The sequence below is a fragment of the Chryseobacterium sp. genome (assembly GCF_019236175.1).
In the GTDB taxonomy this organism is placed as follows: Bacteria; Bacteroidota; Bacteroidia; order Flavobacteriales; family Weeksellaceae; genus Chryseobacterium.
In genome coordinates this window covers 401,426-416,610 of the sequence record NZ_JAFAJM010000019.1, presented here as the reverse complement: position 1 = coordinate 416,610, position 15,185 = coordinate 401,426, and the positions used below count along the sequence as shown (strand labels likewise).

At 36.6% G+C, this 15,185-nt stretch carries 16 protein-coding genes; 4 read left to right on the top strand and 12 right to left on the bottom strand.

The annotated features are described in order from the left end of the window. Positions 1-65: 65 nt before the first annotated feature. The 5 genes from accC to pdxA form a co-directional block, all read right to left on the bottom strand. Positions 66-1,421 carry an acetyl-CoA carboxylase biotin carboxylase subunit gene (gene accC / locus JO178_RS18110; RefSeq protein WP_291938796.1) on the bottom strand — a complete coding sequence of 452 codons (1,356 nt, stop codon included), beginning with the start codon at positions 1,419-1,421 and terminating at the stop codon, positions 66-68. 92 nt (positions 1,422-1,513) lie between these two features. Next, positions 1,514-1,996 (bottom strand): acetyl-CoA carboxylase biotin carboxyl carrier protein, encoded by a 483-nt coding sequence (gene accB, locus JO178_RS18105; RefSeq protein WP_047098782.1) that lies wholly within the window; start codon positions 1,994-1,996, stop codon positions 1,514-1,516. A 127-nt stretch (positions 1,997-2,123) separates the two neighbouring features. Then, positions 2,124-2,327, bottom strand: coding sequence for a 50S ribosomal protein L32 (gene rpmF / locus JO178_RS18100; protein ID WP_007843326.1), 204 nt, complete (start codon positions 2,325-2,327; stop codon positions 2,124-2,126). 68 nt (positions 2,328-2,395) lie between these two features. Next, a complete protein-coding gene (locus tag JO178_RS18095; RefSeq protein ID WP_291938792.1) occupies positions 2,396-2,926 on the bottom strand; it encodes a DUF177 domain-containing protein in 531 nt (176 codons plus the stop codon). Positions 2,927-3,010: 84 nt separating this feature from the next. After that, a complete protein-coding gene (gene pdxA / locus JO178_RS18090; protein ID WP_291938790.1) occupies positions 3,011-4,102 on the bottom strand; it encodes a 4-hydroxythreonine-4-phosphate dehydrogenase PdxA in 1,092 nt (363 codons plus the stop codon). A 48-nt stretch (positions 4,103-4,150) separates the two neighbouring features. Between pdxA and JO178_RS18085 the strand changes: the two genes are divergently transcribed. The 3 genes from JO178_RS18085 to JO178_RS18075 are packed head-to-tail and all read left to right on the top strand — an operon-like array spanning position 4,151 to position 6,886. Then, positions 4,151-4,735 carry a riboflavin synthase gene (locus JO178_RS18085; RefSeq protein WP_291938788.1) on the top strand — a complete coding sequence of 195 codons (585 nt, stop codon included), beginning with the start codon at positions 4,151-4,153 and terminating at the stop codon, positions 4,733-4,735. A gap of 1 nt (position 4,736) precedes the next feature. After that, positions 4,737-6,191, top strand: coding sequence for a HAMP domain-containing sensor histidine kinase (locus tag JO178_RS18080; RefSeq protein WP_291938787.1), 1,455 nt, complete (start codon positions 4,737-4,739; stop codon positions 6,189-6,191). Continuing rightward, positions 6,191-6,886 (top strand): methyltransferase, encoded by a 696-nt coding sequence (locus JO178_RS18075; RefSeq protein WP_291938785.1) that lies wholly within the window; start codon positions 6,191-6,193, stop codon positions 6,884-6,886. The genes JO178_RS18080 and JO178_RS18075 overlap by 1 nt, the downstream gene beginning before the upstream one ends. Before the next feature lie 23 nt (positions 6,887-6,909). On the opposite strand, the gene JO178_RS18070 is transcribed toward JO178_RS18075, so the two are convergent. Next, entirely contained in the window at positions 6,910-7,620 is a 711-nt protein-coding gene (locus JO178_RS18070) for an ATP-binding cassette domain-containing protein (RefSeq protein WP_101239222.1), read from the bottom strand. 155 nt (positions 7,621-7,775) lie between these two features. Beyond that, complete coding sequence (rpmH, locus tag JO178_RS18065) at positions 7,776-7,934, bottom strand: 50S ribosomal protein L34 (RefSeq protein WP_050019551.1); 159 nt, start codon at positions 7,932-7,934, stop codon at positions 7,776-7,778. 235 nt (positions 7,935-8,169) lie between these two features. Here rpmH and JO178_RS18060 point away from each other — a divergent pair, with 235 nt between their 5' ends. Beyond that, positions 8,170-9,174: a bifunctional oligoribonuclease/PAP phosphatase NrnA gene (locus tag JO178_RS18060; protein ID WP_291938778.1), complete on the top strand. Its 1,005-nt coding sequence runs from the start codon at positions 8,170-8,172 to the stop codon at positions 9,172-9,174. A gap of 63 nt (positions 9,175-9,237) precedes the next feature. On the opposite strand, the gene JO178_RS18055 is transcribed toward JO178_RS18060, so the two are convergent. The 5 genes from JO178_RS18055 to tilS form a co-directional block, all read right to left on the bottom strand. After that, positions 9,238-10,053, bottom strand: a complete 816-nt coding sequence (locus tag JO178_RS18055) for a patatin-like phospholipase family protein (RefSeq protein WP_291938776.1) — start codon at positions 10,051-10,053, stop codon at positions 9,238-9,240. A gap of 76 nt (positions 10,054-10,129) precedes the next feature. Further along, positions 10,130-10,912: an alpha/beta hydrolase gene (locus JO178_RS18050; RefSeq protein ID WP_291938774.1), complete on the bottom strand. Its 783-nt coding sequence runs from the start codon at positions 10,910-10,912 to the stop codon at positions 10,130-10,132. Between the two features lie 115 nt (positions 10,913-11,027). After that, on the bottom strand, positions 11,028-11,552 hold the full coding sequence (locus JO178_RS18045) for a biopolymer transporter ExbD (RefSeq protein ID WP_291938772.1): 525 nt from the start codon (positions 11,550-11,552) through the stop codon (positions 11,028-11,030). Positions 11,553-11,766: 214 nt separating this feature from the next. After that, positions 11,767-13,833: a thioredoxin family protein gene (locus tag JO178_RS18040; protein WP_291938771.1), complete on the bottom strand. Its 2,067-nt coding sequence runs from the start codon at positions 13,831-13,833 to the stop codon at positions 11,767-11,769. Next, on the bottom strand, positions 13,823-15,172 hold the full coding sequence (gene tilS / locus JO178_RS18035) for a tRNA lysidine(34) synthetase TilS (protein ID WP_291938770.1): 1,350 nt from the start codon (positions 15,170-15,172) through the stop codon (positions 13,823-13,825). Before tilS ends, JO178_RS18040 begins: the two co-directional genes overlap by 11 nt. Positions 15,173-15,185: the final 13 nt, after the last annotated feature.

The window sequence follows — 15,185 nt, the reverse complement described above, 5'->3', positions numbered from 1 at the left end:
TGAGAAACTGCACCGAAAGTTATATAAAAATAAAAGCGACTTCAGTCTGAAGTCGCTTTTTATTTTTAGTGATTGTCATATTTCTTATCCATTACAAAATCCTCCATGAATTTTGTCGTATAATTTCCTGCAAGATAATCTTCATTATCCATAAGTTGTCTGTGGAAAGGAATTGTAGTTTTTACACCTTCAATATAGAATTCTTCTAATGCACGTCTCATTTTTGCAATAGCTTCTTCACGGGTTTGAGCCGTAGTAATGATTTTTGCAATCATTGAATCGTAATTAGAAGGGATGCTGTATCCGGAATAAACGTGAGTGTCTACTCTTACTCCGTGTCCGCCAGGAATATTTAATCCTGTGATTTTTCCCGGAGACGGTCTGAAGTCAGCATAAGGATCTTCAGCATTGATTCTACATTCGATTGAATGTAATTTAGGGTAATAGTTTACTCCCGAAATCGGAGTTCCGGCAGCCAGAAGAATTTGCTCTCTGATCAGGTCATAATCGATTACCTGCTCTGTGATAGGGTGCTCTACCTGGATTCTTGTATTCATCTCCATGAAATAGAAATTTCTATGCTTGTCTACAAGGAATTCAATAGTTCCCACTCCTTCATATCCAATGTATTCTGCGGCTTTTACAGCGGCATCACCCATTTTTTCACGAAGTTCATCTGTCATGAATGGCGATGGAGTCTCTTCTGTTAATTTCTGGTTTCTTCTCTGTACAGAACAGTCTCTTTCAGAAAGGTGGCAAGCTTTACCGTACTGGTCTCCTGCAACCTGAATTTCAATATGTCTAGGCTCTTCAATCAGTTTTTCCATATACATACCTCCGTTTCCAAAGGCAGCAACAGCTTCCTGAATAGCAGATTCCCAGTGTTCCTTCAGATCTTCAGCTTTCCATACAGCTCTCATCCCTTTTCCACCACCACCAGCGGTAGCTTTGATCATAACAGGATAACCTACTTCTTCAGCAAGCTGTACAGCATGTTCATAAGAATCGATCAGCCCGTCAGAACCAGGTACGCAAGGTACTCCTGCAGCTTTCATGGTCGCTTTGGCATTTGCTTTATCTCCCATTTTTTCAATTTGTTCAGGCGAAGCACCAATGAATTTGATACCGTTTTTCTGACAAATTCTTGAGAAATTAGCGTTTTCAGATAAAAATCCGTATCCAGGGTGGATAGCATCAGCATTGGTAATTTCCGCTGCTGCAATAATGTTAGGGATTTTAAGATAAGAATCTTTACTCATTGCAGGGCCGATACAAACAGCTTCATCCGCAAATCTTACGTGAAGACTGTCTTTATCTGCCGTTGAATATACAGCAACAGTTTTAATTCCCATTTCTTTACAAGTACGTAGAATACGCATTGCAATTTCGCCACGATTGGCTATTAATATTTTTTTGAACATCTCTCCGAAATTTTAAATTATAAATTTTGAATTTTAAATTATTTTAAATGAAAGGTTCCATCTAAAATTTATAATCTTTAATCTAAAATTCCTTAAGATGGATCTACTAAGAATAAAGGTTGGTCGTATTCTACAGGAGTAGCATCGTCAACTAAAATTTTAACGATTTTTCCGCTGATTTCAGATTCAATCTGGTTGAATAATTTCATTGCTTCAATAACACAAACTACCTTACCAACAGAAACTTCATCACCTACATTTGCAAATACATCCTTATCCGGAGATGGTTTTCTGTAGAAAGTACCAATCATTGGAGACTTGATCGTTACATATTTGCTGTCATCAGATGCCGCTTCAGCTTTTTCAGCAGGTGCAGCAGCCGGAGTTGCAACAGGTGCCGGAGCAGCTACAGCCTGAGGAGCAGTATGGTAAACTGCAGGTTGTGCGTAAACAGCATCGCTTCCAGCTAATGGAGTTTTAATAGTGATTTCGAAATCTTTAGTTTTGTATTTCACTTCTGAAACTTCAGCCTTAGATACAAACTTAATAAGATTTTGTATGTCTTTAATGTCCATAAATTTGATATTTGATTTTGGGTCAAAGATACCAAAAAAACGTAAAAAACAACAAAAAACCGCCAAATTTTATCAAAATTGGGCGGTTTTTGTATTAAAATGAGGCTTTTTCAGTGAAAAGCTTCTCTTAGTTTTCTTCAGTAGTAGCTACTTCTTTTTCCAATACTACTTTACCTCTGTAGTAAAGTTTTCCTTCATGCCAGTGAGCTCTGTGGTATAGGTGAAGCTCTCCTGTTGTTGCATCTTTAGCTAATTGAGGAACTACAGCTTTGTAGTGAGTTCTTCTCTTATCTCTTCTTGTAGACGACTGTCTTCTCTTTGGATGTGCCATTTTGTAATAACTTTTTTAATTGATGAGCGATGAGATTCATCATCTCATCATATTTAAATTATTTTTATTTAATTATTGTCTTTTAATTTTCTTAAAGCGTCCCATCTCGGGTCACTTTCGTGTTCTTCCTCTTCGGTTTCCTCAATCTCTTTAGGACTGAACTGATCCAGTATTTTAAGATCTTCATCACTTACACTTGGAGAAATCTTTTTCATCGGGATGGAAAGCATTACATTTTCATAAATTAAATGTGCTACATTGAAAGCATGCTCTCCGCTAGGAATGGTAATGACATCTTCATTGCTGTCATCATATTCTTCACCGAAATTCACCAGAATTTTGATCTCATTCTCAATAGGGTAGTCGAAATTTTCATTTGTAATATCACAAACCAACTCAACCAGGCCTTTTATTTTAATCTCAAATTCTAAGAATGTAGTGTGTTTATCCAGTAAGATATTCACGCCTATTCTGGGATTTGTAAATTCCTGTTCAGTGTCAAATAATTGAAAGAACGTTTTATCTATCTCAAACTTGAACTCGTGTTTTCCGTTTTTAAGTCCGGAAAAGCTTATGTCGTAGTTTCTTAACTTGTCCATAAAATGAGTGTGCAAAAATATGCATTTTTTTTATAATAACAAATAAAATTTGAAACAAATTATCCTAAAACTTGTTTTAAGGATTTATGCTTCAGATTCCTCAGGGAGATCTTCGTCTATTCCGTTGTCTACCGCCATTTTTCTTGGCTGAAGACGATTGTTCATCAGATCGCTGTATTCGCTTCTGTTTTTAAAAACATCAATGGCTGTGAAGATAGCCTCTGTAAAACTCTGTTCATCAGCAATATTTTTTCCCGCAATATCATAAGCAACTCCATGATCCGGAGAAGTTCTGATAAAAGGAAGCCCTGCTGTATAATTTACTCCTTCCTCATAAGCTAATGTTTTGAACGGTGCCAATCCCTGGTCGTGGTACATTGCTAATACGGCATCGAAATTTCTGTACTTATTAGGCTGGAAGAAGCTGTCAGCCGGGAAAGGGCCAAAAGCCAAAATTCCATGATCAGAAAGTTCCTGAATTGCCGGGCTGATGATTTCAATTTCCTCACTTCCGATTACCCCTCCGTCTCCGGCGTGAGGATTTAGTCCTAAAACCGCAATCTTTGGTTTTTGAACCCGGAAATCTTCAATCAGTGTCTGATGTAATACTCTGATTTGTTTTTTGATGTTCTCTTTGGAAATGTTTTCTGCTACCTTGGCAATCGGGATATGGTGGGTAGAGACCGCTACTTTCAGATCTTCAGTTACCAGGAACATAAGTCCTTTTTTACTGAATTTTTCTTCAAAGTATCCCGTGTGTCCGGCATGCTTGAATCCCATTTTTACCATTTCATCTTTGTTGATTGGAGCGGTTACAAGAACATCAATGTCTCCTCTTATTAAAGCTTCTGTGGCTGCTTCCAGCGAATCAATCGCCATTTTTGTGGATTCTTCAGTAGGAACTCCCAGTTCTACATTGACGTTTTCCTTGGTCAGGTTCACCATATTAAGTTTCCCTGCCTGTGCCTGTGACGCTTCGTTAACGTAGTTGAAATTGAGATTCAGTTTGAAAATATTTTTCTGATAAGTGAACAGCTTTCCCGAACCAAAAATTACAGGAGTGAAAAAATCCGTAATAGTTTTGTCTTTCAGAGACTTCATAATGATCTCAGGGCCTATGCCATTGAAATCACCAATTGAAATTCCTACTCGTACTTTATGGTTTTTTGAGCTCATTTTGATTATCTTTGAAGATTATAATTTACAAATTTAGCAAAAAATAATATGTTCACAGGAATTATTGAAGCAGTTGGTGTTATTGAGAAGATAGAAGAAAAAGGAAGCAATATAGATTTTACCTTAACATGCCCTTTTACAAACGAACTGAAAATTGATCAGAGTCTGGCGCATAATGGCTGCTGTCTTACTGTTGTTGAAATTAAAGACAATCATTATGTGGTAACAGCGATCAATGAAACACTGGAAAAAACTAATCTCGGGCAATGGGGTTTAGGTACAGTGGTTAATCTTGAGCGTTGCATGAAAATGGACGGTAGACTGGATGGCCATATCGTTCAGGGACATGTTGACAAAACGGGAGAGGTCGTAAGTATTGAAAATAAAGACGGGAGTTATTTCATCACAATGAAATATGAAGATGGCGGGAATTTTGTAACCGTACCTCAGGGGTCCATTACCGTAAACGGGATCAGCCTTACCGTTGCGAAAAGTGAAGATCAGCAGTTTTCCGTAGCCATTATTCCGTATACATGGGAATTCACAAATATGCAACATTTAAAAATCGGGGATAAGGTAAATTTAGAATTTGACATCATTGGTAAGTATATTGCTAGGTTAATTAAAAAGTAGGATGTCATTAAATAAATATAAAGGATATAGCTTAAGAAACCGGGTGTTTTTCGGTTTCTTACTGGTATGCTTTTTAAGTGTTGTAGCTACTTCACTTGTTCCGTACTTTGTTTTAAGAAATAATTCTCTGCAGCAAAGTACCATCGACATGCAGGAGAAAACTACTGCGGTAATGCGGTATCTTGATTATGCCGTAAGCCGTACACTTGTAGAAACAAAAGATTTGCCAACGGTTTTAGGAAATAAAATTTTTGAAATTGGGGATATCAATCAACATGATATTATTATTTATGATCTGAAAGGGAATTATCTGTTATCCAATAAAGATGAAGCTTTAGTTGAGCAGAAGACAATTCCTATAGAGATCATTAACAGAATGCTGGCTACAGATGCCCGAGTTGATATGACAAGATACGACGCAGCTAAAGATGCAAAGCTTACGTCTTCTTATCTTCTTTTGAAAAATAATGAACTGAAACCGATAGGAGTCGTCTATATTCCGTTATATCATAATGAATCTGCTTATCTGGAGGTTCTTCATCAGTATGTTAAATATATTCTTTTAGTAGATATATTCCTTATTCTTTTCAGTATATGGATTAGCTGGGTTACTTCCAATAGTCTTGCTAAAACCATTACTAAATTTTCTGATATGATTACCCGTATTACATTATTTGAGAATGAAATGCGTCCTATCCGATATTATAAGAATGATGAGCTGAATGCCTTGGCAAGAGCTTATAACAGGATGATTTTGCAAATCCAGGATCAGAAAGAAAGGCTCAGATTTAAGGCATCGGAAGAAGCCTGGAGAGAAATGGCCAAACAGGTAGCTCATGAGGTGAAGAACCCGCTGACTCCCATGAAACTTACCATTCAGAATTTTGAGCGGAAGTTTGATCCGGAAGATCCGAATATCAGGGAACGGGTAAAACAAATGAGCAAAACAATTGTTGATCAGATTGATCTGATTGCAACGGTAGCCTCCGCATTCTCCGAATTTGCAAAACTACCTGAAAAAAATAATGAGGTTATTAATCTGAATACGGAAGTAGAGGATATCCTTCGTGTTTTCAATGATGACAGTATTTTTATGCATGCCAATAAGAATAATATTATGATCAATATGGACAGGATTTATCTTTCCAGAATCATAACGAATCTTGTTACGAATGCCAAACAGGCGGAAAGTGATCAGAGAAAACTTATTGTCAACGTAGATGTAGAACAGCATCAGAGAAGAGTCATGATCTCCGTTCAGGATAATGGTGTCGGAATTCCTGAAAATATGTATGAAAGAATTTTTGAACCTAATTTTACTTCTAAAAGCAGTGGTATGGGACTGGGGTTATCCATGGTAAGGAAGATGATTGAGGATTATAAAGGAGAAATTTCCGTAAAGTCTGAAGTAGGTAAAGGCTCTACATTTATTATTACATTACCCACCAATTTATAGTGAAGTCTTTTACGTTTAAGCAATTTGAAATTCAACAGTCTAAAGATGTCTTCCGGGTAGGAACGGACGGTGTTTTGCTTGGTGCTTTAGCTGATGTGGAAACCGCTTCCAGGGTGCTGGAAGTAGGAACCGGAACCGGCCTGATATCTTTAATGCTGGCTCAGAGGAATTCTGATGCGTTTTTTTTAGGTTTGGATATCAATAAAGAGGCTGTGTTGCTGACCAGAACTAATTTTGAAAATGCACCTTTTAGTACAAGATTAGAAATCAAACATCAGGACTTTAAAACTTTCATTACAGAAGAAAAGTTTGATCTGGTGGTTTCCAATCCGCCTTATTTTGAAGAATCTGATTCCGGGAAAGATAAAATTGCCCGCCAGACGGTTGAATTAAATTTCAGCCAGTTGATCGCTAATTCAGCGCGGCTATTGTCAGAGAAAGGTGTTTTTTCTGTTATTATTCCTGTAGCGGCTGGAGAAGTTTTTATTTCAATGGCAAAAGAGAATTGCCTGTTTTTAAACCGAAGGATTAATATTATAGGGATTGAAAATTCAAAAGTGAAAAGACTGATTCTTGAATTTTCATTAACCGGGAAAATGTTTGAAGAGTCAGCCTTTATTATAGAAAAAAGTCCGAGACAATACTCGGACCAATATCTTGAACTCACTAAGGAGTTTCATGTCTTTAAGGGCTAGATTTGATTTCAGGTAAAATCTTCTTATTCAAACAGCTCTGCCGTATCCAGTACGGAAACTTTTCCGTCTTCACATCGGATGGCTTCACCCGGGAAGTTCTGAATCATATGGTAATCGTGTGTTGCCATTACTACAGCTGCTCCGTTTTCAAGAGCTACCTGCTTTAATAGCGTCATAATTTCATTGGAAGTTTCCGGGTCCAGGTTTCCTGTCGGCTCATCCGCAAGAATGAGATCAGGGTGGTTAAGAAGAGCTCTTGCAATAGCAATACGCTGTTGTTCCCCTCCGGAAAGCTCATGTGGCATTTTATGCTTTTTGCTTTTCATGTTCACGCTTCCCAATACCTCGTTGATGCGGTCTTCCATTTTTACTTTATCATTCCATCCGGTAGCTTCAAGTACGAACTTTAGGTTTTTTTCAACAGTTCTGTCGGAAAGCAGCTGGAAATCCTGAAATACAATACCTAATTTTCTTCTGAGATTAGGAATGTCAGAAGGTTTAAGTTTTGCCAGATCAAAGCCGACAACAGCTCCGTGTCCTGATGCTAACGGAATGTGGCCGTAAAGTGTTTTCAGAAGAGAACTTTTTCCGGAACCTGTTTTTCCGATGAGATAGCAGAATCTGCCTTTCTTAATGTTAAGATTTACATCTGAAAGAACAGTGAAGTTTTTTTGCGCAATTTTTGCGTGCTGTAAACTTATAATATTGTCTCCGGAGATATTTGTATGTGGCATAATTTAATTTTAAAGGCTGTTTTTTAACAAAAAGTTTTTAAAATTTAAAAATAGAAAAAAGAAGTTTATGCTACCTAAATTTTAGTAAATTTTAACAACAAAAAATGCCTGAAAAGGACCTTCTCAAGCATATTTTGTATATGATAATATAGAAATTATCTCTTAGCGCGTACAGCACTTACAGTTAATCTCTTTCTGCCTTTAGCTCTTCTCGCAGCCAAAACTCTTCTTCCATTTGGCGTAGACATTCTTTCTCTGAAACCGTGTTTGTTTCTTCTCTTTCTTTCTGATGGCTGGAATGTTCTTTTACTCATTACTATATGTTTAAATCGTAATTAATCTATTAATTTTCAGGTTGCAAAGATATATAAATTTTTATAAGTTACAAACTTTAATTATCTTTTTTTGTAATTATTTGAAATGTTTTTTAACCGGAGATTTACAAAACCTCGTAGCGGATGAAAAATTTCTGTGCAAAAATAATATTTAAATGATTTATATAAAAGCTCTATCTTTGAAAACTTTAATTTTAACGAAAATAAACACAAGATGTTTACACCAGCAGAACTTTTAGAGATCAATACATTACTTAAGCCTGAAAACAAAATAGTCATTCTTACCCATTACAATCCTGATGGAGATGCTATCGGTTCCAGTCTGGGATTAAAACATTATCTGAGAGCAAAAGGAATTCATGCTGAAGTTATCGTTCCTAATGATTTTCCGAAATTTCTGAAATGGATGCCGGAATCTAAAAAAGTAATTATTGCAGAATATAAAAAGAAGCTGGCTTCCGATATGATTTTTGGAGCCGATGTTATTTTCTGCCTGGATTTTAATTCTCCTTCAAGAATTGGATTGTTGGGGGACTGGCTGATTAAAGCTCAGGGAAAAAAGATCCTTATCGATCATCACCAACAGCCGGAAAAATTTGATTTTGTATATTCTGATACGGTAATTCCAGCTACATCACAAATGGTGTATCATTTTATTGAAGCAATGGAGGATGAAAAACTTGTTGATCTGGATGTTGCAGAATGTCTGTATACCGGAATTATGACGGATACGGGAGGTTTCCGTTTTCGTTCCACCAGTGCCACTACTCACAGGATCATTGCCAATCTTATTGAAAAGGGAGCAGATCCTGCTATGATCACTTCCAGTACATGGGATACCAATACTGTTTCCCGTCTTCATTTGCTGGCATTGGTGCTGGGAAGAATAGAAGTCGTGAATGAAGGTAGAGTTGCTATTCTGTGCCTTACAAGAAATGAACTTAAAGAATTTGGTTTCCAGAAAGGAGATACGGAAGGCTTTGTTAATTACGGATTAAGTATTGCAGGAGTGAAAATGTCTGCATTCTTTATGGAAGATCTGTATGAAGACTTTGTTAAAATCTCGTTCAGAAGTAAGGATGATGTGGATGTGAACCAATTCTCGAGAAAATATTTTAACGGCGGAGGGCATATTAATGCAGCCGGTGGAAAATCCAATGACTCTTTAGCAGGAACTATAGAAATTTTCAAGCATAGATTGCAGGAAGAAAATCTGTAATCCAATAAAATAGACAATGAGATCACAATGTTGAAAGGGCAGCCTCTTTTCAATATTGTGATTTTATACATTCTCCGGTTCCTCAGATTTTAATCTGTGTCCTTTATTTTCAAGTTCTTCACATGTGTACTCATATACCTGCCGGAACATTTCATCCATATATTTTTTATTGAACAGGCTGTATTTTGTCATTTTAGGCGGATCCAGGAAAATATCACAATGTTTTACTTTAGAGTAAACGGACTTGGCTATGGCTAAGTGAAGGATTCGGTCAAATTCCTTCATAAGACTCAATTTATTTAATTGATCATAACTGATTGAGTTGACATGAGAAGCGATCAGAAAATCGCATTTATCTATAATAGGTTCGATAGGGAGGTTATCCAGAACGCCGCCATCTACGTATATTTTATCTCCCATTCTTACAGGGGGGAGTATGAAAGGAACGCTGGATGAAGCGAGCAATGGTCCGAAAAGCTCTCCCTCGGAGAAAAAATCTACAATGCCGTGGGTCATTTCCGTGGTTGCAACATATAGCGGAATTTGCAGAATATTGAAATTATCATCCGGGAAATAGTCTCTGAATAGTTTTAAAATAAAATTAGAACTGAAGATTCCGTTTTTTGATAACTTCAAAGATGATCGTGAAAAAAAAGAAGTCTGTCTTACAATCTCCATCATTTCATCCGGTGTTTTTCCAAAAGAATAAAAGGCCCCGATAATGGAACCGGCACTTGTTCCTGAAATAATGTCTGGTTTTAAATCGTATTCTTCCAAAGCTTTCAGAACAGCGATATGTGCAATTCCACGCATTCCTCCGCCTGAAAGTGTAAGCCCGATAACCGGTGGTTTCTTTTTTTTGAAAGAGAATAAACCCATTGACGATAATTATTCCTTACTAAGATACAGGATTTTTTGTAAACCGATGTTTGGCTTCAGTTGTTGAATAAAGGTTTTATAAAACAAGCCTTTTAGGAAGGTTGTGAAGAAGTTCCGTATTGATGATTTCAGCACAGATGCCTGGTTTTTCCCAGTGTCCGTTATGCCCGCAGTCTAAAATATAAGATTTTATATTTGTTCGGTCCGGAAGATGTCTAATCATCTGATCTGTTTTCACTGCGTTGTCGTGTTTTCCGGCCAATACTAAGATTTTAGCATCCAGATTTTCCAGGATATGCTTTTTATCGGTTCTTTCTACCATACCTTTTACGCAGGCTAATGCTCCCATATTGTTTGTAGAAAGTGCGGTTTCCAGTGCGGTTTCAATTTTACCTTCAAGGATGTCTCTTTCATTCGGGTTAAAAAGGTTGGGTACTCCTGCTCTGGCATAATGGGCAAATGCGTCTTTAATAATTCTGTAGCTTTTGATGCGCTGCTGTTTTTTTTCTTCATCGTCAGGGAAATAAGTAGAAAAAAACAAAGTTAAGCTCTTTAAAGTATCAGGATGTTTCTCGGCAAAAGCAAGCGAAGCATATCCGCCCATGGAATGTCCCAGCAAATGAACTTTTCCTAAATTTTCATGATCCAGTACTTTTTTTACTTCATCCGCCATCAGTTCCATGGTGTGAACTTCTCCAAGGGTTTCAGATTGTCCGTGACCGGGAAGGTCAATTTTTAAAAGCGAAAAATCTTTGGAAAGATGTACTTCCATATCATTCCATATCGTCAGGTTTTCCATAAAACCATGGAGTAATACCAGTGTTTCTTTTCCGTTTCCTTTTCTTTCAAAGTTCAGCATGATATCAAAATTATAAAGGTTAGCATATTACAGTTTGCTGCAGAGGTATTTCATCAGCTCTATCACAGAATCAAATGTAAACAAAAAAGAGCATTTAAAAAATGCTCTTTCTCTTTTACTGAACTAACTCTTTGTAAACCTTTGTTTCCCAAGGTTTGATGTCTGCAACGCCGTAGCGTTCTTTTTTTGCAATTGCAAGATTATCGAGCATATCTACAAAATTTTTATAATTAGCTTCATCAGTTGGTTTGATAATAACTGTGAAGTTTTCCGGTTTGGGTACGTTTTTGTAAGCCTCAGCAATAATTTTTGAGATTTTGATCCCGCTAAAATCAGTTTCCTTCAGATTAGCAGTATTCAGCTCGTTGGCATTGCTCTGGTGATAAAATACCCGGTTGTCTTTTCCCAAAATGAATGTGACCTGGTTTTTATCTCCAATAAAGGGTGTACTGGATGGATTAGGATTTGGGTCTTTTGCCGGAAGCCCTAAATCCATTACATTAGGTTTGGTGAAATTGGTTGTGAACATAAAAAAAGTGATCAGTAGAAAGCCCAGGTCTACCATTGGGGTCATATCTATCCGTATCAGTTTCTTCTTTTGTTTGCCGCCTTGTTTCTCTTGTGCGATTACTTCAGCCATGATTAAGATTTTTAAATGTTAAACGGTATTTAATGAAAAATCAAAAACCTGATCAGTGTTTTGAGAAATTGATACAAAGTTTGTACCTAAAATTTATAAATGACAATAAATTTTCATTTTTGTTGGTTGTTTTTCCTTAAATACTGTTAAAATCAATGCATTAAAAAAGCCTTATCAATGAATTGATAAGGCCTAAGCTGTTTTGATATAAAATTTATTTATTTTTCTTAAAGTAATTGACTCCGCATTCTAAGAATTTCTTGAAATCTTCTTTCGGCATATACCCTGAAACTGGGGTGTTGATTACTTTACCGTCCGGCGTTATTAAAACATAGTGCGGCTGTGAGTTGTTATTGAAGTTCACCTGTTGGAATAAGCTCCATCTGTCTCCAATGGTTTTTACTTTTTTAATCTGTCCTTCCCCAAGATCTATTTTTGTTTTCTGGTCCTCAGGAAGCTCTTCTTTGTCGTCTACATATAAAGAAGCTAAAACGACATCGTTTTGAAGAATAGGTAAAATATCGGGTTCACTCCATACGAATTCTTCCATTTTTCTACAGTTTTCACAACCATATCCTGTGAAGTCAATTAAGATCGGTTTATTTTCTTTTTTCGCTACTTCAATTGCTTTAAAGAAATCGTGTTCCGGATGCATTCCCAGGATTCCGTCTTTTTCATCATGGAAATAGCTCACATTCAGCGGCGGTAAAATACCGCTTAACAACTGAAGTTTTGGACGTTCAGAAGGAATTAGCCCCTGGATTAAATAGACTACAAAACCAATTCCCAATACTCCTAAAACCTTTCTGGTAATGGAAATTTTAGGTTTTTTATCATCGTGAGGAAATTTGATCAATCCTAACAGGTATAATGCTAATCCTAATGCAATAATAATCCAGATGGCGATGAAAAGCTCTCTTTTTAAGAAGAAAGTTTTTGATACCAGATCAGCCTTAGATAAGAATTTTAAAGCCAAAGCAAGTTCTACAAACCCTAAAACTACCTTTACGGTATTCATCCATCCTCCTGATTTTGGAAGACTTTGTAATGCCTGCGGGAATAAAGCCAGCAATCCGAAAACGATTGCCCATGCCAGTCCAAATCCGGCAAGTGCAAAGGTTAAGAGCATCGGAACGTTGGATGATCCTGTGACTGCACTTCCCAATAAGCTCCCTAGAATAGGACCTGTACAGGAAAAAGAAACGATCACCAGTGTTAAAGCCATAAAGAAAATACCAATGATCCCCCCGGCCTCTTCTGCTTTTGAAGATTTATTAGCAATCGAACTAGGCAATGTAATATCATAGTATCCGAAAAAACTTCCGGCAAAGAAGATGAAGATGATAAAGAATGCTATATTCAGCCATACACTCGTTGAAATTTCATTAAAGATATTTCCTGCAATCCCGTCAATCACATGGAATGGAATGCTCAATAAAACGAAGATAAGCAGAATGAAGAAGCCGTAAATAAGCGCATCTCTTTTTCCTTTTGCTTTATTTTTATTTCCCTTCGTAAAGAACGAAACCGTTAATGGAATCATTGGGAAAACACATGGTGTCAGCAAAGCAATTAAGCCTCCGATAAAACCTAAGAATAAATAGGTCCAGTAGTTTTCATCTACTTTAGTGGATCCTGTTCCGCAATCTGTTAATGGATTTTTAAAGTCTAACGTTTCAATTTTTAGTTGCTTAGGATCTAATTTAGAAGCTTCAGTAATGGTTACTTCTTCCTTCTTAGGATTTTCAGTAACTGTTTCAACTGCTTTTACAGAGTCTTTTGCAGGAGCTGCGGTCTCTGCAGCAGTCTCTTCTGTGACTCCCTTCGGACTTATTTTTTGATTAAACTCTAAGGTATTTGGAGCCAGGCAAACTTTGTCATTACAAGTCTGGTAAGTGATTTCTGAAGTAACCTCTGCGGGTTTTGCAGGGTCTTTTAATTTAAATTTCTGTTTGAAACCGGCTGTGTTGGAATAAAAAACAATGGTTCCTCCGAATGCTTCTGAAAATTCTTCATGTTTTTTTCCGACTTCAGTAAACTTTCCGATCAGCTCGATATTTTTTCCTGAAACTTTATATTCTGTCGGAATTCCTGTTTCCTCAGGAAGATCCTTTGAATAAATATGCCAGCCACTCTCCATAGTGGCATTCAAAACTGCCTCATACTGGTTATTCCCCAGATCATTGATCGCAAATTTAAACTTTACGGGATTTTTTATTTGCGCATTAATCCCTGTTGCTAAAAATAGCAGAATTAATAAAAACCAATTTCTAAATTTCATTGTTCATTTCATTAAAAATTTTAAGACTCCACTCAGTCTTCTCATTCTTTGCATATCTTCTATCCTGTCTGAAAGGGATGATCCCAAGTACAGAATCATTACTGTCAGTTATTATCCAGATTTTTTGCCTCGCTAAAATAGATAATTTTTCGTCCCTAAAAAATTTAGAAACTTTCTTTTTCCCTGAAAAACCGGAAGGGTAAAACTCATCACCCTCCTTTTGTTTTCTTAAACACAGTGGAAACTGAAGTTTTTCCGCATCAAAATCCCAATCAAAACTTTTATTGATTCCATCAATGCTTTCCATATAATCTACGAAATTGATGTTGATTTGGTTTTGGGAAAAATCAAAATGATCAATCAGTACTATTTCCTCTTTAATTTCCGGCTTCACATTCTTATCCATAAAGATCAGTTCATTGCGGTTGACAATCAATCTGTATTCTTTGGAAAAAAAAGAACTGTTGTTTTCGGCTTTAAAAATTTTGGAAATTTCTTCCTTCCGGCAGAATCCGTATTTTTTTAAAATTTCAAATTTGACGAAATCGCTTTCCTGATCCAGCTTTTCCTTTGATAAGATTTTACAGTCCGGGTTAAATATACTAAGACGATTTTCTATTTCCTGAATTTGTTTCCGGATAAAATCCTTGGTTTGATTCAGGTATGAAGAGCTTTTTCTGAAGTTTTCCAGAAAGTGGTCGTTGGTTTCCATCAGCATTGGAACGATCTGATTTCTAATTTTGTTTCTCAGATAATCATTTTTTTTATTGGAAACATCTTCCCGGAATTCGATATTGTTCTGCTCCGCGAACTGATAGATTTCTTTTTTTGAAAAATCTAAGAAAGGTCTGAGGATATAATGATCACTGGATGGGATTCCGCTCAGTCCGTTGATCCCTCCAGCCTTTGAAAGATTAATAATGAATGTTTCCAGCTGATCATTCAGATGATGGGCCGTAACAAGATATTCCAGTTTTTCTTTTTCCTGGATTTCCTTAAAAAAACGATACCGAAGCTCTCTGGCCCAGAGCTGAATGGAATTCTCCGGTTTCTTATCCTGTTCAGAAACTTCATAAAGATTGAATTTTATATGATTTTTCTCACAAAAATACTGAACAAGTTTCTGATCCATATCGGAATCCTTCCCGCGAAGTTTATAATTGATATGAGCGATCTGAAACTGAAAAGATGTATTTTTATTTTCGTTCTTAAAATCCTGAAATAATGAGGCTAAAACCATAGAATCAGCCCCTCCGCTCACGGCCAGAAGATAGGTGTGTTTTTCAGGCTCTTGAACGAGATTTTTTAATTGTTGAATGAAGCTTGATTTTTCCAACATAGATGTTGAGAAT